Genomic DNA, 22,177 nt, shown 5'->3' with positions numbered 1-22,177 from the left:
GTCAGCCCGCCCCCGGGAACAGACGGACGAGCAGAGCCCCGAGCATGCCCTGCGCCGCGGTGAAGACCACGAACAGCCCCACCACCTCGAGGCTCGCCGGGCGCTCGGGACGGAGCAGGCCACGAAGGGCGCGGGCCGCCAGGAAGCCGGCCATGAGCAGGGCGACGGCCAGCAGCAGGCCCTGCCAACTCAGCAGCGCGAACACCGTCGCGCCCTGGCTGCTGGCCGAGGGGCTCAGCCCTGCGTCTGTCCAGCTCAGGAGGTCGGCGCCCCAGGCGGCGAGGGCCGAGAGGGTCGCCAAGGTCATCAGCGTGGGGCCCGTCCAACGCCCATGCGGACGCCGGCCGGCGCGGGGCGCGGCGAAGGCGAGCGCGCCGGAAACCCCATAGGCGACGACAACCGCGCCGAGCCAGGGAAGCGCCGGCGGGTCAATCCAGAGGTCCGGTCGCCGGCTCCACAGGAAGACGTAGCTGAACGCGGCCATCAGGAAGATCATGCCCGCCACCGTGAGCAGCACGATCATGGCCCACCAGCCGTGGCTTCCCGGGCCGGTCACATAGGTGGGCGCCCGGATCCCGGCGCCGATGTCCACCTCCTCGGCCGGCATGGGCCGGTCGGTCTCCCACAGCCAGCGGAGCACGCACCCAACGGCGAGAACGCCGCTGATGGCGCCCGGCCAGTAGGCCTGGACGGTGAGCAGGAGGAAGAAGCCTGCCGTGAACACCGCAGCCAGAACATGCCAGGCCGATGGCCCCGGCATGCTCTGGACATACTGCGGCTCGGCGCGGAGCGGGCTCGTGATGATGGTCTCGCGCAGCCCGGTGGCCGTCCGGGGCAGGAAGTACCGCCCTTCCTCGACGTCCCGGGACAGGTTGGGATCGTCCCATAGCGGGTAGCGGCTCGTGACGCGCGGGATGGAGCGGGTGGAGTAGAGGCCGGTGGGGAGCCACTCCAGGGTGCCGGCGCCGTAGACGTTGCCGGCCTCGTCGTCGGCCGTGAACCGGAAGTTCCGCAGGAGATCGATGAGGAACAGCAGGACGCCCGCGGCCAGGATGAACGCTCCGACGGTGGAGATCAGATTAGGCAGTTCCCAGCCGCGGCCGGGCAGGTAGGTGTAGACCCGGCGTGGCATGCCCATGAGGCCCGTCAGGTGCATGGGCAGGAAGGCCAGGTGCATGCCGGCGAACATCAGGCCGAAGACCCAGCGGCCGAGCCGCTCGGACAGGGCCCGGCGGCTCACCATGGGTGTCCAGTAGTAGAAGGCGGCGAAGAGCGGGAACACCATCCCGCCGATCAGCACATAGTGGAGGTGGGCGACGATGAAGTAGGTGTCGTGCGCCTGCCAGTCGAAGGGGACCATGGCGACCATCACGCCGGTGAGCCCGCCCATGACGAAGATGATCACCGAGCCCACGACGAAGAGGGCGGGCGTCGTCCAGCGGACGCGGCCGCCCGCCAGGGTGACGATCCAGGAAAACACCTGCACGCCCGCGGGCACGCTGACAGCCATGCTGGCGGCCGAGAAGAAGCTCACCGACAGCGTCGGCATCCCGGTCGCGAACATGTGGTGCGCCCAGACCCCGAAGCTGATGAACCCGGTGGCCAGCAGGGCGAGCACGACGAGGCGGTAGCCGATCAGCGGCGTGCGGGCGATGGTCGGGATCATCATCGACATCAGGCCCGCAGCCGGCAGGAAGATGATGTAGACCTCGGGGTGCCCGAAGAACCAGAACAGGTGCTGCCAGAGCAGGGGATCGCCGCCAAGCAGGGGGTCGAAGAAGGGCCAGCCGAGGGCGCGTTCGAGCTCGAGCAGCAGGGTGCCCAGGATCACCGCCGGGAAGCCGATGATGATCATGGCGGCGAACACCAGCATCGCCCAGGCGAAGATCGGCATCTTGTCGAGGGTCATGCCAGGGGCGCGGGTCTTGAGCACGCCCACCACGATCTCCACGGCGCCCGCGATGGCGCTGATCTCGATGAAGCCGATGCCCAGCAGCCAGAAGTCGGCGTTGACGCCCGGCGAGAAGGTCTTGCTGGTCAGCGGCGGGTACATGAACCAGCCCCCGTCGGGCGCCAGGCCGAAGAAGATCGAGGCGAAGAAGCAGAGGCCGCCCACCAGATAGGCCCAGAAGGCGTAGGCCGAGAGCCTCGGGAACGGCAGGTCGCGGGCGGCCAGCATCTGTGGGAGGAGCATGACTCCCAGCGCCTCCATGGCGGGCACGGCGAACAGGAACATCATCACCGTGCCGTGCATGGTGAAGACCTGGTTGTAGGTGGCCTGCGGCAGCACCCCGTTCAGCGGCAGGGCCAGCTGGGTGCGCATCAGCAGCGCCAGAACGCCGGCGAGCAGGAAGAACAGGAAGGCCGCCGCGACGTAGTAGGCGCCGACGTAGTTGTTGTTGACCACGGTGAGGCGGGCCCAGCCGCGCGGCGCCCGCCACACCCGCTCTAGGTCTTCGAGCTCGCCGTCCGGCCGCGGCTCGCGCGTCGGGAAGCGCTCGAACAGCCGGGGGTCGAAGCCGGTTTCGGAGGTCATCGCCGGCTCGCCAGATAGGCGGCGAGGGCGCGAAGGTCCTCGCCGGACAGCATCTTGAACGGCGGCATGCGGGCCCCCGGCTTGATGGCCTGGCTGTCGGACACCCAGCCGGCCAGGGTGCCCTGGTTGTTCGCCAGGATCCCCGCGCCGATCGAGCGGCGCGCGCCCACATAGGTGAGGTCGGGACCGGCCAGTCCGTTGGCGGGGGTGCCGGCGATCCGATGGCAGGCGCCGCAGCCGGACTGCCTGAACAGGAGTTCACCGCGCGCCACGAGCGGATCGCTCGGTGCGGCCGCCATCGCCAGACGCGCGGCGCGCCAGCGGTCGAACGCCTCGGCCGGCTGGGCGACGACCACGAACCCCATCAGGGCGTGGGGACCGCCGCAGTACTCGGCGCATTGTCCTGCGAACACGCCCGGCCGGTCGGCCTGCAGGCGCAGGATGTTGCGCCGGCCCGGGATCATGTCGAGCTTGCCGCCGAGCTGCGGGACCCAGAAGCTGTGGATCACGTCGGAGGCCTCGAGTTCGAACGTCACCGGCCGACCGACCGGGATGTGGACCTCGTTGGCGTCGAGCATCAGCGGCCGGCCGGCGGGGTCGAGGTAGGCGACCCGCCACCACCACATCTCCCCAGTCACCCGGACCCGCATTTCGCCCGGCTGCGGCGGGCGCGAGAGCTGGTGCGTGGCGGTAAGGCCGTAGACCAGGATCCCGGTCAGCACGACCACGGGGAAGGCCAGGCCGCCGATCCAGATGACCCGCTCGCGAGCGATGCGGGCCCGCCACCGCTCGCCGCCGAACAAGGCCACCATCAGCACGGCGAAGACGATCAGCATGACCGCCAGCGCCATGCCGAACAGCACCCAGCTCAGGCTGGCGATGACGCCCCCCGCCGGCCCCGCCGGGTCGAGCGGCGGCGGCGGCCAGCCGCGCAGCGCCTCAGCGAGCGTCGAGCGTGTAGAGGTAGGCGGCGACATCGCGGGCCTCCTGCTCGGTCATCGGGATCGCCGGCATGCCGGTCCGGGGTGACAGCGACGGGGCGTCGCGCACCCACTGGATCAGCACCGGCGGCTGGTTCGGGTAGCGGCCAGCGATCAGGGAGCGGGCGCCGAAACCCTCGAGAGACGGGCCCACGCGGCCCCTGGGCCAAGACACGCCGGGAACAATGTGGCAGGCGCCGCAGCCGAGTTCGGCCACGACCGTGCGGCCGCGTCCGGGGTCGCCGCCGGCCAGCGGAGCCGGACTGACCCGGGTGTCGCTGCAGGCCGCCAGCGCGCCGGCCGAGACGGTCAGCGCGAGCAGCGCCCCAGGCGCGCACGGATACCGCATCTCCCCTTGTCCCCTGCGCGCGGCGGACCGCCGCGCCACCATCCCCTCAAGGAACCGCCGAGCTTGGATCGTGTTCCGAGGTTATGTTCCGCCAGTCGCAAAGGGCCGCCTTCGGACCGGTCGCCCTGGGCGTCGCCGCGCTTCTCGCGGGATGCGCGCCGGACGCCGGCGGACGGCCTTCGCCGTTCAGCGCCACGGGCGAGGTGATCGCCATGGGCGGCGGGGCGGCGGGGATCGAGGGAGCCTGCTTCACCTGCCATGGCCTGCGGGGGCAGGGCGACGGCGCCTTCAGTCCCAGGCTCGCCGCCATGCCGGCGGGCTACCTGCAGAAGCAGTTGGAGGACTACGCCACAGGCCGGCGCGACGATCCGGTGATGGGGCCGATCGCAAAGGCGCTTGGCGCGCCCGCGCGGGCGGCCGTGGCGGACTTCTACGCTCGAATGCCGCGCTCAGCGGCCGCAGCCGGCGAGCCGTCCTCCGGCGAGGGGGCTCGACTCTATCACGCGCGGCAGGGAGGCCCCTCCTGCGCCGACTGCCACGGCGGGGCCGGCCAGGGGGGCGGCCTCGCCAACCCGCCGATCGCCGGCCAGCCGCAACCGTATCTCTCCGAGCAGCTCCGCCGCTGGGACGCGGGCAAGCGGCGCAACGATCCGCTCGGGGTCATGGCGCAGGCGGTCCGGCCCTTCTCCGACGCCCAGCGTCGAATCCTTGCCGAATACGTCTCGGCGCTGCCGCCAGCGCCCGCTCCAGGCGCCGTATTCCCGGCAGCATCCCCCTGAGGACGTCGTCACGGTCGACGAACTCGTGCTTGGCCGTCGCTCCGACGTGGAGGGGGATGAGCGCCAGCAGGAGGATGATGAACCCGAAATGCATCTGCTCGGCCCAGGCCTCGATCAACCAGCGCTGGGCTTCGGGCAGGGCGTCCAGCGGCAACTGCGGCCAGGGGGCGACCCCGGCGACGGACAGCTCCTGCTCGCGGGCGGTGGCCGAGAGCATCGCCCAGCCGCTGAGCGGGAGCCCCAGAAGGCATGCGTACAGGGCCAGATGCGTCAGGTGCGCCGCCTGGCTCTGCCACCCCGGCTTGTCGGCGTCGTTCACGGGCCCCGGGATCATCAGCCGCCAGGCCATCCGCAGGAGGGTCAGCACGAAGATCAGCAGCCCGACCTGGCTATGAACCTCATAGGCCTCGAGCTTGTCGTAGCCCACCGGCAGCCGTCCGGTGCGCCAGCCCCACCAGAGCTGGAACAGGATCAGGCCGGCCACCGTCCAGTGGAAGGCCACGCCGACCGGCGAATACCGCTTGCGGCGGGTGTGGCCGCGGGCCCAGCGCCGCACCGCCTCCAGGATCACGCCGGCGCCCCCCCGCGGGCGTCCTGGGCCGCCAGCCACCGGCTCACGCGGGCCAGGGCGGGCAGCAGGTACGCCAGCGCCATGGGGGCCCACATGGTGAGCCCCGCCAGCTGCTGATCCTCGAGCGGGGTGAGGTTCCAGGCGGCGGTGGCGGCGAAGTGCGGCGCATAGAGGGGCTGGGCGGCGAAGGTCAGCAGGGCGCCGAGAAGCCCGGTCTGCATCATGCTCACGAGCAGCGCTGCGGATGCGGCGAGGGGATGGGCCCGGCGAACCGCCGCCCAGAAGAGAACGGCGGAGGCGAACAGCGTCGCCTCCATCAGCCAGTAGGGCGCCTCGCCGGAGAGCGCCCAGGCATAGGGCGCGGGCGCGTGCCAGAACCAGAACACCGCCGCCTGGATCAGCGTGGTCGCCACGAGCCCGCCCCGCAGCAGGCCGGCAGGGAGCGCGGCGGCGAAAAGCGGGGCGGCGACGACGACGAGGAGGGCGTGGTGCGCCACCCGGGCCGAGAACAGGGCCGAGCTCAGCGCGCAGAGCGGGGTCACGAAGGCGACGGCGAGCACGGCGACCGCCGCGGCCGCCATCCGGTCGTCGCCGGCTGCGCGCCGGCGCGCCAGCCAGTAGCTGCCGGCGGCGACTGCGAGGGCTCCAACCACCCAGGCGTCGAGATTCCAGCTCGCCAGAAGCTCGGCGGGGCGGGGCGGGGGGCCGCAGTAGGCGGCGAGGGCGAGGTCGGGCATGGGGCTCTGGCCTGGCGGGACCGGCGTCTGCGGAACCGCCGCCGGACGGTCCGGTTCCGACGATGATCACGAACGCTCGCGGCACGATGTATTGGTGGAACGGATATGGCTGCGCTCGGTTTCCCTCCCGTCAGCCGAAGCCAAGCCGGAGCGATCGCATGACGGACAGCCCGTCGCCTTCCTCGCGCCCCCTCGCCGCATGGACGCTGCGCCTGCTCGGAGGGCTCCTCGTCCTGCTCGGCGCCGTGCTGACGGCGGGCGGGCTGTGGCTCGCGCTGCTCGGCGGGTCGCTCTACTACCTCCTGGCGGGCCTCGGCCTTGCGGTCGCCGGCATGCTGATCTTCCGGCGCCAGCTGCTCGGCCTCTGGGTCTACGTGGCCCTGTTCCTGGCGACGCTCGCATGGGCGATCTGGGAGGTGGGGCTGCAGGGCTGGCCGCTCGTGCCCCGCCTGGTAGGACCTCTGGTTCTCCTGGTGCTGGTTCTGGCCGCCGCGCCCGCGCTGGCCGGGCGTCCAACCGGGCGGAGGATCGCCCTCGGCGGACTGGCGGGCCTCGCCGTGATGGTCCTCGCCGGCGGCGTCGGGATCGCCCTCGCCAGCCGGGACCCCGCGCCGCGGGATCTGCCGCAGCCGGTCGGCGGCATGGCGGAGCCTTCGGTCCTCAAGGCGGGCGCCGACTGGCCCGCTTACGCCGGAACCTACAGCGCCCGCCATTATTCTCCGCTGAACCAGATCACGCCGGAGAACGTCCGGCAGCTGCAGCGCTTCTGGGTCGCCCACACGGGTGACCTCCCTGACGACCTGAAGGACAACAAGTACGGCGCCGAGACGACGCCGCTGAAGGTGGGGAACGCCCTCTACCTCTGCTCGGCGAAGAACGTGATGATCGCCCTCGACCCTGCCACCGGCCGCGAGCTCTGGCGCTACGATCCGCGCGTGCCAGATGAATGGATCCCCTACACCGCCGCCTGCCGGGGCGTCAGCTACCACGCCGACCCGGCTGCGCCGGCGGGCGCGGAGTGCGCGGCGCGGATAATCGAGGGCACGCTGGACGGGCGGCTGATCGCGGTGGACGCCCGCACGGGCCGGCCCTGCTCGGGGTTTGGCCGCGGGGGCCAGGTGGACATCAAGGTCGGCATGGGGCCGGTCACGCCGGGCATGGTGTCGGTCACCTCGCCCCCGGTCGTCGTCCGCGACGTGCTGGTGACCGGACACCAGGTCCTCGACGGGCAGAAGAACGATGCGCCCTCAGGCGTCATCCAGGGCTTCGACGTCCGCACCGGCCAGCAGCGCTGGGCCTGGGACCTGGGGCGTCCGGGGCAGACCCAGCCGGTCGGACCCGGAGGGATGTACACCCGCGGGACGCCCAACATGTGGACCATCGCCTCGGGGGACGAGGCGCTCGGCCTCGTGTACCTGCCGATGGGCAACTCCGCCGTGGACTACTGGAGCAGCGACCGCTCCCAGCAGGAGAACCTCTACTCAACGTCCCTGGTGGCCTTGGACGTGACCACGGGCAGGCCGGCCTGGCGGTTCCAGACCGTGCACATGGACGTCTGGGACTATGACCTCGGCTCCCAGGCCACCCTTATCGACTTCCCCGGCCAGGGCGGCGCCGTGCCGGCGCTCGTCCTCACCAGCAAGCAGGGGGACATCTACGTGCTGGACCGGCGCACCGGCCGGCCCCTGACCCGGGTGGAGGAGCGACGCGCGCCGCAAGGCGGTGTGGAGCCCGCGCAGCGATCGCCCACCCAGCCGTTCTCCGGCTACCACACCCTGCGCAGGCCCGACCTTCGCGAGAAGGACATGTGGGGCATGTCCCCCATCGATCAGCTGGCTTGCCGGATCCAGTTCCGGCGCGCGGCCTACAGGGGCGTGTACACGCCGCCCACCACGGACCGCCGCTGGATCCAGTACCCGGGGTACAACGGCGGATCGGATTGGGGCGGGGTGGCGGTTGATCCGCTCCGCGGGGTGATCGTCGCCAACTACAACGACATGCCGAACTACAACCGGCTCGTTCCGCGGGAGGAGGCGGACCGCAAGGGGTGGGCGCCGCGCGGCCAGGCCCGAGGCGGCGACATGGGCTCCGGCGCGGAGGGCGCCGGCGACCCGCAGGCCGGCGCGCCCTTCGCCATCGACGTGAACGCCGGCTGGCGACTGCCCTTCACGGGTCTGCTGTGCAAGCAGCCGCCGTACGGCGGGATCCGCGCCATCGACCTGCGCACCGGCCGGACCATCTGGGATCGCCCCATCGGCCAGGCGCGACGGAACGGGCCGTTCGGCGTTCCATCGATGCTGCCGATCACCATCGGCACGCCGAACAACGGCGGGCCCCTCGTCACCGCCGGCGGCGTGGCGTTCCTCGCGGCGACCACAGACAACGTCTTCCGGGCGATCGACCTTCGGACGGGCAAGACCCTCTGGCGAGACGTGCTGCCCGCGGGCGGGCAGGCCACGCCCATGACCTATGAGGCGAACGGCCGGCAGTACGTGGTCATCATGGCCGGCGGCCACCACTTCATGGAGACGCCGATCGGCGATGAGCTGATCGCCTACGCCCTTCCCGGGACCTGAGGTCCCGGGCGTGCCGGCGATCAGGGGTCGAGGCGCGGGGGGAAGAGGATCGGGACGCGCCAGGCGGCGAGCGCAGATGCGAGCGCCGCCATGTCCTCGGCGCAATCCAGCAGGACGGAGCGGGGCGCGACGATCAGGTCGCAGTGCTTCTCCGCGAAGTACTGCGTCAAGGCGCTCGCCGGGCATTGACCGGGCGCCGAACCTCCGCCGAGCTGAGTGACACGGGTTCCGCCCGTCGGAGCGGGAGCCCCAGGGGCGATCGTCGCGATCTCGAAACTGAAACCGTCAAGGGCGGGGTGGCTGGCGAGGAAGCCGGCGAAGCCGGGGTTCGGCCGGCGTTCGTCATAGAGGATCAAGGCCCGGCGCCCGGGCAGGTGCAGCTTTGGAGCGAGGCAGACCGCGGTGTCCACCGTCCGCAGGATCTGCTCGATGTTCCCGCCAAGACCGGACCTCCGCCGCTCCGAGGCGAGGCCGCGTCGTCCCAGGACCAGGCAGCTGGCGCGCCGCGCCAGGCGCGCGGCGACGGGGACGAAGCCCCCGTCGGCGCAGAACAGTTCGTCGAGTTCAGCGCCATTGTCGGTGAGTCGCGCCACGGCGTCCTGCACCACTGGATCGCGCCCGCTGCGGCCTTGACCGTGGAGGCGGACGGCCGGGTCGGCCGCGCCCGCCGGCTCGGCCACATGCAACAGCTCTATCCCGACCCCAAGGCGGGCCGCGATCGTGGCCGCGTGGTCGCAGACGCTGGCGAGGTAGCTCGATCCGTCCACGCAGGCGATGACCGGCCCGCGGGGCGGCGCCATCACGCCGAAAGCCCCGGGCGGCCCTTCAGATAGGCGCAGGGCACGCCCCAGGTCGCCCGCAGGGCCGCGCCAAGCGCCCGGCCGTTGCGTCGACCGGCCAGGGGCTCTCCGATCAGCGCCAGCCCCACCGGCGCCTGCGCCGCGTAGGCCAGGGCCTCCCGAGCGGTGGAAGCCGGTCCCACCACCTCGTAGCCCTGGTCGCTGAGCGTGGTCACCAGTCGCTCCAGCACCTGTGGATCCCCATGCGCCACCAGGATCGCCCTCTCGTTCACGTCGCCTCCGATCTGCTCCACGTCTCAGGCCATGAACCCACAAAGATCGTGAAGCGATCCATTTGGGCAAGTGAACTTGGCGTGAGGGTCGCTGCGTCGCCGTCACTCGTCCGAGGCGCTGGGCGCCGGGTCCGTCCAGACGCCGTCGGCGTGGAGCTGGCGAAGGGTGCCGAGCAGCTCTCGGAAGATGTCCGACGCGCGGTTCAGTTCGCCGAGGTTGTTCCGCGAGATGGTCTCGAGCTTGCCCTCGGCGGCGGGGGTGAGGTGGAGGAGAATCCGCCGCCGGTCCTCCGCGGACGCGCGGCGGACGACGAGGCCGCGGTCCACCAGCCGCGCGACAAGGCCGACGGCGCTGTGGTTCTTGATCAGGAGGCACTCGGCCAGGTCTCCGATCGACATGGGATCTGGGCCCGTGTGCGCGCGGATTGCCAGCAGCGCCTGGTGCTGCTGCGGCGTGAGGTCGAGAGCCTTCGCCCCAGCCTCGCTGAACGCCAGGAACCTGCGAAGCGCGTACCGGAAGGCTCCGAGCGCCTGGTAGTCTGCGGCGGTCAGGCGGCGGCGGCGGACCCTCGCCGGCGGCGCGTCACGGTGGGCGTGTGGAGCGGAGGTCAAGATCGTCCTGTGCGCAAGCTTCTACTCTGTTCTCTGCACCAATCCGTGAACGGCGGCGAGGTTTCGGCTGCGCTCCCGAACCCGTGTGATGAACATGGATATGGATCGCAATACGATGTGCTCGCCGGCGGCGGCTCTTCCGGAGAGGCGCGTCGCGCGCGTCGTCGCGCATCGCCGTCGTAGACCCGCCGCAAAGGAGGCGCGCCATGAACGCCGCTCACCCCCGCGAAGCTGAACCCCGCCCGGCGCGCCGGGCGAGAGCGGGCCGTCCGGGCCGAGCCGACGACGGACTCGTGGTGGTGCGGCCGGTGGAGGGCGGCTGGTCGGTGACGTCGCGCCACTGGGGGGAACGTCTGCTGTTCTGCTCGGGTGCGGCGGCGGAGAGCCAGGCGCGGCGGATGTCCGAATGCCTGGCGAAGCTCGGAGTGGACGTGCGCGTGGACGTCTACGACCGGCGCGACCTGCTCGCCGGCTGCTTCCGCGTCTTCGCCGATCCCTAGCCGGTCTGTTCACGGCTGAACGGTGGGATGTGGCGCGCTGACGTTCGGAACGGACCCGGGCCGCGGCCGCTCCTTCTGCATGCTGAACACGCTGAGGATATGGAGCGCCCCTGCGGCGTTGGCGCTGGCTGTCTCGGTGGCTTGGGCCGCGCCCCAGACTGTGGTGGAGTCCGAGCGGACGGCGGGCGCGCCATCCCCGCCCTGGAGCGTCGTCGCCGAAGCGGAGCTGCGGTCGGCGATCGCCGAGGCCCCGCGCCACGGCCTGAGCCCGAAGCCCTTCCAGGTGCTCCTGCCGCAGCCGGGGGCGCCAGACCGTGACGCGCGCCTGAGGGCGGCGGCGGCGGCCTACGCCCGCGCGCTCGCCCTGGGCGCGACGGACCCGCATCGGATTTTCGATATATACACCCTGGAGCGTCCTGAGCCGGACCTGGAGGCAGGTCTGGCCGCGGCGCTCCAGGAGGGCCGCCTTCGCGCCTGGCTGGACGACCTGCCGCGCAGGATGCGGAATACCGAAGCCTGTCGGCGGCCTATCTCCGCGAGGCCGGCCGCGTGGGGCTGAAGCCGCGCCGGCGGATCGGAGAGGGCCCTCCCATCCGGGCCGGAGGCAGGGACCCGCGCGTCCCGGAGATCCGCGCCCGGCTGGCGGCGGACGTCGGCGGGCTGACGGGGGGCGGGGACATCTATGATCCGGAGCTCGCGCGGGCGGTCCGCAGCTTCCAGGCGGCGCGAGGGATCGCCGCCGACGGGATCGTCGGTCCAGAGACCCTGGAGCAGCTCAATCGCGGTCCCCGGCAACGGGCGAGGCAGCTCGCCGTCAATCTCGAGCGCCGCCGTTGGCTCGTGCGCCGCCCTCCGCCCACGAGGATCGATGTGAACGTGGCGGCCGCGCGGCTCACCTACGTTCTGGAGGACGCCGAGATCTGGAACACGCGGGTGGTCGCGGGCAGCCCGGGGCGTGAGACCCCGCAGCTCCAGGAGGTCTTCAGCCAGCTGGTGGTGAACCCGCCGTGGTACGTGCCGGCTTCGATCGCTCGGGAGGAGATCCTGCCGAACGGGCCCGCCTACCTGCGACGGCACGACATGTACGTCCGTGAGGGGCGGGTCATCCAACGCCCCGGCCCGAGCTCCGCGCTAGGGCGGGTCAAGTTCGACATGCAGAACCGCTACGCCATCTATCTTCACGACACGCCCGCCAAGGCGCTGTTCGAGGCCACGGACCGCCATCGCAGCCACGGGTGCGTGCGGGTGCAGGACGCTGTGGAGTTCGCAAGAGCGCTCGCCGAGGCGGGAGGCGCAGGCGAGGCCTTCAACGAGCAGCTCCGGTCGGGTGAAACGGGCGTGATCGAACTGGGGCGCGCCATCCCCGTGCGGCTGCTCTACCACACAGCCTACCGCAGAACCGGGGGCCAGGTGGCGATGCTGCCGGACCCCTATGGCTGGGACGATCGGGTGGCGCGCGCGCTCAAGCTGCCCTCTCAGGTCCGCTCGCCGGGAGCGCGGAAGCGGCCGGATCCCCTGTCGCCCTGAGACATCACGAACCGGCGAAGTGGCGGGCGGCCAGGAACACGCCAGCGCCGTGGCCATTAGGCTGGGATGGGGACAAGGTGGCACGCCGATCACCTGCCGGCTGCAGGGCAGCGTGCGAGGGCTGGAGCGCCATGAACGGCGTCCGAAGCTATATCGACCATGCGGCGTTCGGCCTGGAGATTGCGGGCGTGGGCGTGATCCTGGTCGGCGCCCTCGTGGCCAGCATCGCCTATCTCCGAGACCGCGAGGGGCTGGTCGGCGGATATGATCGCTATCGGGCCAACCTCGGCCGCGGGATCCTCCTTGGGCTGGAGCTGCTGGTCGGGGCGGACATCATCGCCACCGTGAGCGCCCCCCTGACGTACGAGAGCGTCGGCGTGCTCGCCGCCATCGTGCTGATCCGGACCTTCCTGAGCTTCTCGCTGGAGACCGAGATCAAGGGGCGGCCGCCCTGGCGCGGGGGAGGAACGCGCGATGAGCGGTGACCTGGCGATCTACCCCCCGCGTCTTGCTCGTCCGCCGACCCCGGCGGAGCCGAAGGTCGAGCCGCAGCTGCAGAACGACATTCTGGACGCCCTGGAGGCGCCGGATCTCGAGCGTTTGCGGCCGTACCTGCGGCGGGTGACCCTGGTGGCGGGACAGGTGCTCTATGAACCGGGCGACGAGGTCGACCGGGTCTATTTCCCCGTCTCGGGCCTCGTCTCGATGATCACGCCCATGCTCAGCGGTCGCCACGTGGAGAACGGCAGCCGCGGACGGGATGGTGGGATCGGGTACGTGGAGGCGTGCGGCAGCGGCGCCATGATCTCACGGGTGATGGTCCAGATCTCGGGCGCGGCCTGGGCGCTCTCGGCGCGCCGCTTGAAGGAGGTCGTCCTCACGAGCCCCGAGCTCCAGGGCGCCTTCCACCGCCGGTCGGAGTTCCTGCTCGCCGAGGCGCGCCAGTCGATCGCCTGCCAGGCGACCCATATGGCGCCTGGCCGTCTGGCGCGTCTGCTGCTCGAGACGGCGGACCATACCGGCGAGAACCGGTTCCCGCTCACCCAGGACTACATCGCCGGCCGGATCGGCGTCGGCCGGACGACGGTGACGCATGCGGCCGGCGCGCTGAAGCGTCGGCGGGCGATCCGCTACACGCGGGGCGCCGTGACCGTCGTTGACCGCCAGGCGCTGCGCGCCAGCTGCTGCGAGTGCTACGACGTGGTTCGCGCCATGCGGCGGCGGATCCTGAGGGATCCGCCGCGCGCCGCCGAACCGCCGGACCTCGCCCGCTACTGAACAGGCGGGTCGCCGCTGGCAGTCGAGGGCGGGGTCCGATCCGAGTGGACGATCGAGCCAGCGCCCGCCGCGTTGGGATAGTCCGGCGTCTGCCCGGCGGGACCGCCCGGCAGGGCGGGCGTCACCGGATTCTCCGCCGCGCCGGCGTTGTCCACCGCCACCGTGCCCACCGCGCCCTCGCCGGGCTCGGGCGGCGCGGCGTCCCGTCCGCAGGCCGCCATCGCCAGCGCCATCGCCGCGGCGGCGGCCGCCGCGGCCATCTGGTGTCTCATCATCGGTTGTCTCCCTTGCTCGCTCCGTAATCCTTGCGCCAGCGCACTGCGATGTCGTTGCCCCCCATCTGGGTGAGCCGCGACACGATCGAGATCCGGCGCGTGACACGCCACTCCACCTGCACAGCCGGGCCCGCCCGGCCGCCGCCGATGATCTCGAGGTAGACGTCATCGGACAGGTACTTTCCGCCGGCGACGCCCAGGCCCGAGCCGCCGCCGCCGATGAAGGACAGCCGGTCGAGCCCGGTCAGCGCCCGCAGGTCGCCCAGCACGTCGAAGCCGCCGCCCCCGGACAGGCTGGACAGCGCCGCCGCCAGCCGCGCGGCCTCGAGCGTGGAGAGCTGGGAGGCGGAGCGACCGAACAGAACCTGGGACAGCACCTCGTCCTCGGGGAGTGCGGGGCTGGAGCTGAGGTTGATCTCCGGCCGCGCCGCCGTGCCGCGGACCCGGATCACCGCCGTCAGGGATGGGTCATCGCGCCGGGCGGTCAGGTCGAGGCGGATATCCTCGGGATCGGTCGCCAGATAGACAACGCCCCGCTCGTCGAACGCGAACCGCTTGCCGGCGAAGGTGTAGTCGCCGCGCACCACCCGCGCGGCGCCGCGGAGCGCCGGGTCGGCGATCGTGCCGCCAACATGGGCGTCAAGCGCCAGCTCCACGTCCAGCCCGCGGCCGCGGACGAAGATCCGGCCCGGCGCGTCCAGGTCGATGTCCAACGCCACGCTGGGCCCAGAGGCCGTCGGCGCCGTCGGCCGTTGCAGCCGTGCGGGCTTGTTGATCTCCACCACGTCCATGGTGACGACTCCCGGCGGGCCGAGCGTGGTGGGGGAGATCTCCGCCTCGTTGATCCGCAGCCGGCCGGCGACTGCGATGCGGCCGTCCGCCGAGCGGTGGACCGTCACCGGGCCCGTCGCCCGGGCGGTCGCGAGCTCGTTGTCGATGACCTGGAAGTCCTGCAGCTGCACGCGCAGGTTGCTGAGGCCCCCGCGCAAGAGGCTGATCCGGCCCGAGCCGCGCAGCGAACCCCCGCGCCCGTCGGAGGCCTGCGCCTCCAGGAGATCGACCAAATCATCTGTGAAGCTGGCCCGCAGACTCGCCTCGGTGAGGGTCAGGCCGGTGACGCCGTCGGCGAACCGCCCTTCGGTGACGGTGGCCTGCCCACGCAGCTGCGGGTCATTGAGCGTGCCGCCGAGGCGGGCCGAGATGGCGGCCTCGCCAGACAGCGTTCGCTCGCCGCCGACCAGCAGGTCCCACAGCGGCCTGACCTGGCCATTGGCGGTGACGTCGCCCCGGATGGGTCGGTCCCGCCTCAGGGCCAGCCGCAGCGGCGCGGCAGAGGCTTCGGCGGGCAGAAGGACATCTGCTCGGGCGCGCAGGCCCTGCTCGTTGGACGCGGTGGCGACCAGTTCGAGGGCGCGGCCGGTCAGCCGCCCTTCGACCCGCGCGTCGAGGCCGCTCGCCGGATCGGAGCCGCGGGCCCGGGCGTCGGCCAGCTGCGCGTTGAGCCCCCCCTCCAGCCGACGGCCGCGGCCCTGGAGGTTGACGGTGGCGTTCACCCGCCCGGCGAGGTCTTCGTTGACGAGGGTGAGGCTGAGATTGCGCACCATGGCGCGGAGCTCGGCCGCCTTGTCGGTCAGCCGCGCCTGGGCGGTCACCGCGCCGCCACGACGGGTCACCAGCTCCAGGTCGGCGGTGCGGGCGCCTGCGCCGAACCGGAACACCGCAGGACGGGCGGTGCGCAGCGACTCCTCTCCGAGGGCGCCGCCGCCCGAGAAGCTGGCGGTATAGGCCGATGCTGTTCGGCTGAGCCGGCCGTCGCCGCGCACGCTCCAGTCGCCGCGGGGGCTGTCGCCACGCGCTTCCAGGTCGTAGGCCAGCCGGTTCAGGGGGCCATTGGCTCGCAGACGGGCCTGATCGACGACCAGGCTGGTTCCGTATGGGGCCGCGTCCCGGGCGGTCATCTGCAGCGCGGTCCGGGTCGCGCCCGGACGGCCGGTGATTTGGAGGCTGGCCGAGGCCTGTCCGGCCTGGAGGAGGGCGCCCGGGCCGACGGCGATCTGAAGGTCGGCGGCCGAGGGAGCGCCGTTCCGCAGGGCGACGTCGCCCGATGCCGAGACGCCGCCGGCTTGCAACGACAGATTGGAGAGCCTCAGTGCGCCGGGCGGGAAGCCAAGATCGGCCCGCGCCCGCGCCGGCCCATAGGGCGAGCGGGCGGTGACCGAGATCTCGCCGGCGCGCCCGCCGGGCGTCGGTCCCAGGCGCAGGTCGAGACGTGTGTCTCGCAGAGGCAGGCGCGGGATGTCCACGGTGTCGAACTGCGCCTGCAGGGCCATCGTTGGCGCCGCGAGCCTGCCGCTCACGTGGCCGCTGCCGCGGGCGGCGCCTTGGATTTCCACAGGCCCGATCCCCAGCGGCCCTTCCGCCCGCCAGTCCGCCTGCAGCCGAAGGCCGGCAGGTCCGCCGACGACGCCCTCGAGGGTCATGCGCGCCCGGGCGCCGTTCAGCTCCGCCGTGCGGACCGTGAGCTGGCCACTGCGGAAACTCGCGGCCAGGTCCAGGTCGGGGCTCTGGCCGAGAAGCCGATCCAGGGCGTCGAACCCGGTGGTCAGCCGCCGGCCATCGGCGTCGGCGCTGAGAATCCACGGGCTTTCGACGTTCCGCTGTCGAGCGGTCCAGTCGATGTTCAAGGCGCCCTCTGCGCCAGGCCGGATGGCGCCGAGGTTGGTGAGCTCGGCCTCGCCTCGGAAGTTCAGGGACCCGGTCAGGCTCCGACTGCCGCGGGCGGCGACCTTCAGCCCGCGACCCGTCACGCCGAGGCGCTCGAGCAGCAGCCGCCCGTCCGCCAGGCGGGTCGCCTCCAGCTCTGCGACCGGCGCCCCGCCAAGCAGGGCGGCCAAGGGGCCGTCGCCGCGCCCCCCCTGGCCGCGCAGCCGCGCCTCCAGGCCGAGCACGTCCCGGGCGGAGGCGATCGTCACCGGACCGCCGATGCGTTGCAGTGCGTAGTCGCCTGCGGCGACCTGCTGCACGGCCAGGTCGCCGGCGAGCCGCCAATTGTCGAGGCCTCCGGTCAGCTCGCCTTCATACCGCGCGGCGCCCATCTCCGGCCCTGGCGCCAGCGCTCCGGCGTCCGGGGTCTCGGCGATCACCTGCAGGCCGCGGGCGCTGGTCTTCCGCGCCCTCGGCTCCACCAGACCCGTCACCTGCAGACGGAGGTTTTCGGAGGCGAGGGTGAGGGCGACGTCCTGCATCAGGCCCACCCGCGACGCCGAGAGCCGGAAGCTCGCCTCACGTCCGAGCGCCTGGGCCATCGGCTCGGTGAGCTCGGACGCGGTCAGCAGCACCCGGCCCTGGGCCTGGGCGCCTTCGTTCGACCACTGGCCCGCAGCCTCCAGCGGACGCGCTTCTCCGCTCTGCGCGACCGCGCTGAACCGGCCGGCGCCGGTCCGCCCCCTGGCGTCCACGGCAAGGTTGAACGGCTGGTCGGCCGGCAGGCCGAGCGCGCCGGCGAGCGCACCGCCGCGGGCCTCATGCGCGCGGGCGTCCACCCGCAGCGGCAGCCGACCCCCGAAGCTGAAGCGCGCGTCCAGCCGGTCGCCGGCGTGCAGCTGGCTTACGGCATGCACCTCGCCGGACTGGCCGCTGTTGCGTCGGCCGACGTGCAGCGCGCCGGTCAGGTCGTAGACGCCGCGCTCATAGCTGAAGGCGGGCAGCATCTCCACGCGCGCGCCGAAGCGATCGATATCGAAGCTGATCGGCAGCCCCTGGGACTCGGTCTTCGGCGTCATGACCGGCCGCCGGATCAGCCGCACGTTCTCGGCGGTGATCTCTTCGGCGTCGAAGCGCCGGCGGAACAGCTGGAGGTAGTCCCAGACGACGTGGACGTCGCGCGCCTCGAGCCAGACGCCCTCTTCGTCAGTCAGGATCAGCCGGTCGATCTCGAAGTCGCGCCAGAGGTCCCCTGAAAGCCCCTCCAGCTTCAGGCGCCCGAAGCGTCCGATCTTCAGCCCGTCGGTGCGCGCCTCGATCATCACCTGCGCGCCGGGCGCCAGCACGCCCAGTCGCACTGCGAGGAACAGGCCGCCCAGCAGAACCAGCACGCCCGCGACGATGGCGATAAGCCACCGGCGACGCCGGTGGGGCGCCCGCTCATGCGCAATGCGGGCGACCTCGTCCGTCAAAAGCTCTGTCCGATGCTGAGGTAGACCTGGAACGACTCCCCGCCGCGCTTGCGGGTCAGCGGGAAGGCGATGTCCGCCCGGATCGGCCCGAAGCCCAGGTCGTAGCGCGCGCCCAACCCGGCCCCTATGCCGACGTCGTCCAACCCGGGGACCTGCCGGGCCCCGACGGACCCGGCGTCGAGGAAGGCGACGACGCCCCAGCGGTCCGTGATCTGCTGTCGCGCCTCTATCGACGCCTCGACCAGCGACAGCCCCCCGCGTGGGGTGTTGTCGGGAAGTCTCGGGCCCACCGCCTGGTAGCCGAAGCCGCGCACCGAGCCGCCGCCGCCTGCATAGAAGCGCTCGGACGCTGGGACCTGCGGCAGCTTGCCTCCGGCGATGCCGCCAAGCCGCAGCCGGGCGGCGAGCACCGTGCGCGCATTCTCGCCGAGCGGGAGATAGGCGGACGCCTGGCCCTGCAGTCGCACATAGGCCAGCGTCTCGTCGCCAGAGATGACCGTCGGTTCTGCTCGCCCCTGCGCGCGCCAGCCCCGCGTCGGGTCCAGGGGGTCGTCGGAACGGTCAAGCGACAAGGCCGCCAGCCCCGCCGCGGTGATCAGGCTGCGGCCGAGCTGCGACACTTCACCGGCGCGGACCTGCTCGACCTCGCTGTAGTCGAGGGCGCCGCCCCAGGTCAGATAGGAGGTGCGCCCGAAGCGGCGGGTCAGACTCGCGCGCACGCCGGCGCCTGTCTCGCCGAAGGCGTCGGTGCGGGTCCGATAGCCTTCGACCCCGAGATCGAGGGTCTGTTGCGGCCGCCGCCAGTGCGGCAGCGAGACCTCGGCGCCCAGGCGGCTGTCCAGGGTCGACGCCCGGCCAGTCACCTGCAGGGTGTCGGCGCGCCGCAGCACGTTGTAACGGGTCCACCGGGCGTCCACGCCGACCCCGTCCGTGGTGGCATAGCGCGCCCCGACCTCCACGGTCCAGCGGGGCCGATCGCTGAGGCTGACCACCACGGGCCGGAGTCCCTCCGCCGTGGTCTTCTCGCGAGGGCTCAGGGCGACGGTGACGGTCTCGTACACGCCCGTGTCGAGCAGGCGGCGCTCCAGCTCGGCCACGTCGTCGGGCGCATAGACCTCGCCCGAGCGCCAGGGGGCCAGCCGTTGCAGCCAGGCCAGGCTGGTGCGGGTCCGGCCCGCGACCTCGACGCCGTCGAGCCGGACGAGCTGGCCAGCCACGATGCGGAAGGTCGGGCTCACGGCGGTCGTGGCGTGGTCCACCACCACGCGCCGTGGGGCCGCGACCGCGTCGGCGTAGCCCACGTCCTGCAGCCGGGCGATGACCCGTCCTTCGGCGGCGATCACGTCGGCCGCCCGCGCCGGGTCGCCGGCCTGGATCTGGAGCGCATCGTGCGCCTGCTTGCGTGCGTCGGGCGCGGGGGGCGTCTCACGCCACTCGATCGCGGGGTCGGTGAGGTAGAAGCGCGGCCCGGGATCGATCTTGACGACGCCGACCGGCGGCTCGCCCGCCCGCACGTCGGCGTCGAGCTGATAGCCGTAGTAGCCTTCCGAACGGAGAATCTCCTCGGCGTCCTCAGACGCCTCTCGGGCGCGGCGCCGGGCTTCGAGACGACTGCGCGCGGGGGTCTCGGATTGGGTCACGCCCGTGGCGATGGCGTCGCGAAGGTCCGGCGGCAGGCCACCCTCAATTTCCGCCCTGGGGTATTGCGCGCGCGCCGGCGTCGCCATGGCGAGGCACATGGCGCCGGCCGCCCAAAGGAGCTCCTGTCTTCGCACCTGACCCGTGGTGCCACCGGAGGGCGGCGGCCGTCGGTTCAGTACTGAACAGAGCGGTCCTCCTTTCATCAACATTGCACGTTCAAAACATCGTGCTGCGATAGAACTATGTGTCGAGGTCCTCGTTGGAGAGGCGCACAGCAAAAATTCGGAAAGGTGCAAGCATGCGAACGATCATGCCTTGCGCCGCCGCAGTCGTTTCACTGCTGGCGGCGCCGAGCTTTGCCCAGGCCGAGGGTGCGGATTCACGCACTCCCGAGGCCATCGCCCTGCAAAGCGCGCTGGAGCGCGTGTGCGTCCCCCTGATCGCGGGCCAAGACCCGGACGCGGTCAGCCAGGCTTCGGGCCTCAGGCAGCGCGACGGCCAGTGGGTTCTCACCGTCGACGGGCGCAAGGAACTCTTGGTCCTCCCGCCGACCCCGGCCAACCCCAACGTCTGCTCCCTGACGGTGACGTACGACGCCGGGGGGGAGAAGCCGATCCTGGACCTTCTGAACGCGTGGGCGCTGGCCAACAGCCTGGAGGTGCGGCGGGTGCGGGAGCCTTCGGAGGGGCCGCTTCGCGACCGACGTACGTCATCCTGGGAGGGAAGCCGCCAGGGCGCCCCGACCGCGCTGGTGTTCTCCGAGGAGAAGACCAAGGACGGTAAGCCGGTCGCAGGCGACCTCGATCAGGCGACGGTCCTGCTGAGCATTGCACGCGCCGCATGAACCTTCGGCGCGTCGTGCTGGGCGGCCTCGCGCTCGCCTGTTCCGGCTGCAGCGGCCGGGAGCCCGAAGAGGGGGCGGCGACGCCCGTTGCGCCTCCCGCGGGCCCTGCCGCCTATGTCGGGGTCTGGGCCGCGCAGCCGGATCTCTGCGGCCGAACCGTCTGGCGGCTCAGTCCCACCGCGCTCACTGCGGAGTCCGGCGCCACCTGTCTCCTGGAAGAGATGCGGCCGGACGCCGGCGGCTGGACCGGCGTCGCCCGCTGCGGCGAGGCCGCGCCGGGCGTGATCTCGCTGCGGGTGACCGCGGCTCCGACGGACTCGATGGTGGTGAGCGCGCCCTTCTCGGCCGTGCCGATCACCTTGCTGCGGTGTCCAGATCCGGGGGAGGGACCCGCCTTGCACGACCCGCACGGATTCCTCGACCGCGCCGCCGGGATCGATCGCCGGATCGCCGCCGGCGGCGATGAGATTTCGTCGGTCCGTCCCGAGGACAATGTCGTGGTGCAAGCCGTCTGGGCCGCCGACGGTCGGGTCTTGAAGATCTCGACGCCGTTTCCGGACGGCGACAACGCCGCGCGAGCCCGCGACTACTACTTCGATCCTGAGGGGGAGCTGTTCCTGGTGCAGGACCCTCGCGGAGCGTTCGGTTTCGTGGGCGACCGGTTGGTGACCCTCTATGGCCCCAGCGGCGCCGTCCTGCCGCCTTCGCAGGCTCCGGAGGCCGGATTGGAGGCCAGCCTGCTCAGGCAGGCCGGCGTCGTCCGCCCCCTTGCGGAGTCTCTCCTCGAGTCGAGGCGCCAGGCGACCCGGGAAGGTCGAGATGGCTAGCGCCACCTTGATCTGTCGCCTCCCTGCGGAGGCCTGGCTGCCCGCCGCCCGCGCGCTGGATGACGAACAGGCGCTGCGCATCATCGCGGCCCGCGGCAGGCCCGCAGCGCGAAAAGGGGCCGTGCGGCGCGTCGCTCAGGTGGCGGTCGGCGGATTGGCGGCCGCTGTCCTGGCGGTGTTCGTGGCCGAACTGGCGCGGACCTGGACCGATCCGCAGATCCGCAAGATCGCGCCGCACCTCACGTTCACCGGCCTCAATGACCTTGGCCCGCTGCGCCAGCGGCTCGCTTCGGCCGAGGACGCGCCGCCGAATGACATGACAAGGGAGACCTCCTGATGATCTTGCGAACCCCGAGCGCCGTCGCCGCCGCCCTGCTCCTGACCGCCTGCGGCGACAGGAACGAAGGAAAGATGGACCCTGCGACCATCGACGAGGGGGCGTTCCGCACGCCACTCGCCTCCACGCCCGCGCCGCCCATGGCGAGCACGACGCTGCCCTCCGGGACGGCCGTCTACGCCACCCCCGCCGCGCAGGAGATCCAGGCCTACCTCGCCTCCGCCGAACCGCCGGGCAAGGCCTTCGTCCTGCCGTCCATCGGTTTCGTGGAGGGGGGACAGGTCCGCGAGGATCCCGACGGCTCCATCGCCTCGCTCGTCGCTGTCCTGCGCGCCTATCCGACCGCGCGCATCCGGATCGAGACGCCCCACGCCAACCCACAGCAGGCGCAGGTGAGCGAGGCCTCGGAGGACCGCGCCCGGCGCGTCGCCGAAGCCTTCGTCCGGAACGGCATGCCAGCGGACAGGGTGACCAGCACCGGGGTGAATGCGCCGGTGAGCCAGGTTCCTGCGGTCCGGCTTGTGGTGGTGCAGAAGTAACGGCGGCCGGCCCCTGACGGCC

Annotated in this window: 22 protein-coding genes; 11 read left to right on the top strand and 11 right to left on the bottom strand. The window is 72.2% G+C overall.

All coding sequences use genetic code 11. From position 1 onward, the window contains the following. Position 1 precedes the first annotated feature (1 nt). Genes ACE3Q8_RS17910 through ACE3Q8_RS17900 form a run of 3 tightly spaced genes read right to left on the bottom strand, consistent with a single transcriptional unit; the run spans position 2 to position 3,865 of the window. Positions 2–2,536, bottom strand: a complete 2,535-nt coding sequence (locus tag ACE3Q8_RS17910; protein WP_374471658.1) for a cbb3-type cytochrome c oxidase subunit I — start codon at positions 2,534–2,536, stop codon at positions 2–4. Then, positions 2,533–3,513, bottom strand: a complete 981-nt coding sequence (coxB, locus tag ACE3Q8_RS17905; RefSeq protein ID WP_374471657.1) for a cytochrome c oxidase subunit II — start codon at positions 3,511–3,513, stop codon at positions 2,533–2,535. The genes ACE3Q8_RS17910 and coxB overlap by 4 nt, the downstream gene beginning before the upstream one ends. Next, a complete protein-coding gene (locus ACE3Q8_RS17900; protein WP_374471656.1) occupies positions 3,476–3,865 on the bottom strand; it encodes a c-type cytochrome in 390 nt (129 codons plus the stop codon). The genes coxB and ACE3Q8_RS17900 overlap by 38 nt, the downstream gene beginning before the upstream one ends. Before the next feature lie 83 nt (positions 3,866–3,948). Here ACE3Q8_RS17900 and ACE3Q8_RS17895 point away from each other — a divergent pair, with 83 nt between their 5' ends. After that, positions 3,949–4,644 carry a cytochrome c gene (locus ACE3Q8_RS17895; protein WP_374471655.1) on the top strand — a complete coding sequence of 232 codons (696 nt, stop codon included), beginning with the start codon at positions 3,949–3,951 and terminating at the stop codon, positions 4,642–4,644. Here ACE3Q8_RS17895 and ACE3Q8_RS17890 read toward each other — a convergent pair. Together ACE3Q8_RS17890 and ACE3Q8_RS17885 are read right to left on the bottom strand one after the other, a co-directional pair. After that, a complete protein-coding gene (locus ACE3Q8_RS17890; RefSeq protein ID WP_374471654.1) occupies positions 4,526–5,215 on the bottom strand; it encodes a cytochrome b in 690 nt (229 codons plus the stop codon). The two genes, ACE3Q8_RS17895 and ACE3Q8_RS17890, sit on opposite strands and share 119 nt — an antisense overlap. Further along, the gene (locus tag ACE3Q8_RS17885; RefSeq protein WP_374471653.1) at positions 5,212–5,952 is read right to left on the bottom strand and encodes a cytochrome c oxidase assembly protein; all 741 of its coding nucleotides are present in this window, start codon (positions 5,950–5,952) and stop codon (positions 5,212–5,214) included. The genes ACE3Q8_RS17890 and ACE3Q8_RS17885 overlap by 4 nt, the downstream gene beginning before the upstream one ends. Before the next feature lie 158 nt (positions 5,953–6,110). Between ACE3Q8_RS17885 and ACE3Q8_RS17880 the strand changes: the two genes are divergently transcribed. Continuing rightward, entirely contained in the window at positions 6,111–8,528 is a 2,418-nt protein-coding gene (locus ACE3Q8_RS17880; protein ID WP_374471652.1) for a membrane-bound PQQ-dependent dehydrogenase, glucose/quinate/shikimate family, read from the top strand. A gap of 20 nt (positions 8,529–8,548) precedes the next feature. On the opposite strand, the gene ACE3Q8_RS17875 is transcribed toward ACE3Q8_RS17880, so the two are convergent. From ACE3Q8_RS17875 to ACE3Q8_RS17865, 3 genes are all read right to left on the bottom strand, one after another. Beyond that, complete coding sequence (locus tag ACE3Q8_RS17875) at positions 8,549–9,328, bottom strand: universal stress protein (protein WP_374471651.1); 780 nt, start codon at positions 9,326–9,328, stop codon at positions 8,549–8,551. After that, positions 9,328–9,621, bottom strand: a complete 294-nt coding sequence (locus ACE3Q8_RS17870) for a hypothetical protein (RefSeq protein WP_374471650.1) — start codon at positions 9,619–9,621, stop codon at positions 9,328–9,330. The genes ACE3Q8_RS17875 and ACE3Q8_RS17870 overlap by 1 nt, the downstream gene beginning before the upstream one ends. Before the next feature lie 81 nt (positions 9,622–9,702). Next, the gene (locus tag ACE3Q8_RS17865; protein ID WP_374471649.1) at positions 9,703–10,212 is read right to left on the bottom strand and encodes a MarR family winged helix-turn-helix transcriptional regulator; all 510 of its coding nucleotides are present in this window, start codon (positions 10,210–10,212) and stop codon (positions 9,703–9,705) included. A gap of 206 nt (positions 10,213–10,418) precedes the next feature. Here ACE3Q8_RS17865 and ACE3Q8_RS17860 point away from each other — a divergent pair, with 206 nt between their 5' ends. The 5 genes from ACE3Q8_RS17860 (at position 10,419) to ACE3Q8_RS17840 (ending at position 13,517) form a co-directional block, all read left to right on the top strand. After that, complete coding sequence (locus ACE3Q8_RS17860; protein ID WP_374471648.1) at positions 10,419–10,712, top strand: hypothetical protein; 294 nt, start codon at positions 10,419–10,421, stop codon at positions 10,710–10,712. 118 nt (positions 10,713–10,830) lie between these two features. Further along, positions 10,831–11,271, top strand: coding sequence for a hypothetical protein (locus tag ACE3Q8_RS17855; RefSeq protein ID WP_374471647.1), 441 nt, complete (start codon positions 10,831–10,833; stop codon positions 11,269–11,271). Further along, positions 11,262–12,239, top strand: a complete 978-nt coding sequence (locus ACE3Q8_RS17850) for a L,D-transpeptidase family protein (RefSeq protein WP_374471646.1) — start codon at positions 11,262–11,264, stop codon at positions 12,237–12,239. Before ACE3Q8_RS17855 ends, ACE3Q8_RS17850 begins: the two co-directional genes overlap by 10 nt. Before the next feature lie 131 nt (positions 12,240–12,370). After that, positions 12,371–12,724, top strand: a complete 354-nt coding sequence (locus tag ACE3Q8_RS17845) for a DUF1622 domain-containing protein (RefSeq protein ID WP_374471645.1) — start codon at positions 12,371–12,373, stop codon at positions 12,722–12,724. Then, complete coding sequence (locus ACE3Q8_RS17840) at positions 12,714–13,517, top strand: Crp/Fnr family transcriptional regulator (protein WP_374471644.1); 804 nt, start codon at positions 12,714–12,716, stop codon at positions 13,515–13,517. The genes ACE3Q8_RS17845 and ACE3Q8_RS17840 overlap by 11 nt, the downstream gene beginning before the upstream one ends. Here the strand turns inward: ACE3Q8_RS17840 and ACE3Q8_RS17835 are convergent. The 3 genes from ACE3Q8_RS17835 to ACE3Q8_RS17825 are packed head-to-tail and all read right to left on the bottom strand — an operon-like array spanning position 13,511 to position 19,694. Further along, positions 13,511–13,792: a hypothetical protein gene (locus ACE3Q8_RS17835; RefSeq protein WP_374471643.1), complete on the bottom strand. Its 282-nt coding sequence runs from the start codon at positions 13,790–13,792 to the stop codon at positions 13,511–13,513. The genes ACE3Q8_RS17840 and ACE3Q8_RS17835 overlap by 7 nt on opposite strands. Further along, positions 13,789–17,967, bottom strand: coding sequence for a translocation/assembly module TamB domain-containing protein (locus ACE3Q8_RS17830; RefSeq protein ID WP_374471642.1), 4,179 nt, complete (start codon positions 17,965–17,967; stop codon positions 13,789–13,791). The genes ACE3Q8_RS17835 and ACE3Q8_RS17830 overlap by 4 nt, the downstream gene beginning before the upstream one ends. Next, entirely contained in the window at positions 17,964–19,694 is a 1,731-nt protein-coding gene (locus tag ACE3Q8_RS17825; RefSeq protein WP_374471641.1) for an autotransporter assembly complex family protein, read from the bottom strand. The genes ACE3Q8_RS17830 and ACE3Q8_RS17825 overlap by 4 nt, the downstream gene beginning before the upstream one ends. A 212-nt stretch (positions 19,695–19,906) precedes the next feature. On the opposite strand from ACE3Q8_RS17825, the gene ACE3Q8_RS17820 reads away from it, so the two are divergent. The 4 genes from ACE3Q8_RS17820 to ACE3Q8_RS17805 are packed head-to-tail and all read left to right on the top strand — an operon-like array spanning position 19,907 to position 22,155. Beyond that, entirely contained in the window at positions 19,907–20,452 is a 546-nt protein-coding gene (locus ACE3Q8_RS17820; protein WP_374471640.1) for a hypothetical protein, read from the top strand. Next, positions 20,449–21,279: a hypothetical protein gene (locus ACE3Q8_RS17815; protein WP_374471639.1), complete on the top strand. Its 831-nt coding sequence runs from the start codon at positions 20,449–20,451 to the stop codon at positions 21,277–21,279. The genes ACE3Q8_RS17820 and ACE3Q8_RS17815 overlap by 4 nt, the downstream gene beginning before the upstream one ends. Beyond that, on the top strand, positions 21,272–21,616 hold the full coding sequence (locus ACE3Q8_RS17810; RefSeq protein WP_374471638.1) for a hypothetical protein: 345 nt from the start codon (positions 21,272–21,274) through the stop codon (positions 21,614–21,616). The genes ACE3Q8_RS17815 and ACE3Q8_RS17810 overlap by 8 nt, the downstream gene beginning before the upstream one ends. Then, positions 21,616–22,155 carry a hypothetical protein gene (locus ACE3Q8_RS17805; RefSeq protein ID WP_374471637.1) on the top strand — a complete coding sequence of 180 codons (540 nt, stop codon included), beginning with the start codon at positions 21,616–21,618 and terminating at the stop codon, positions 22,153–22,155. The genes ACE3Q8_RS17810 and ACE3Q8_RS17805 overlap by 1 nt, the downstream gene beginning before the upstream one ends. Positions 22,156–22,177 lie beyond the last annotated feature (22 nt).

The organism is Phenylobacterium sp., assembly GCF_041913825.1.
Classification (GTDB): domain Bacteria; phylum Pseudomonadota; class Alphaproteobacteria; order Caulobacterales; family Caulobacteraceae; genus Phenylobacterium.
Note: the sequence above shows the minus strand (reverse complement) of the source record. Positions and strands in the feature narration are given on the sequence as shown.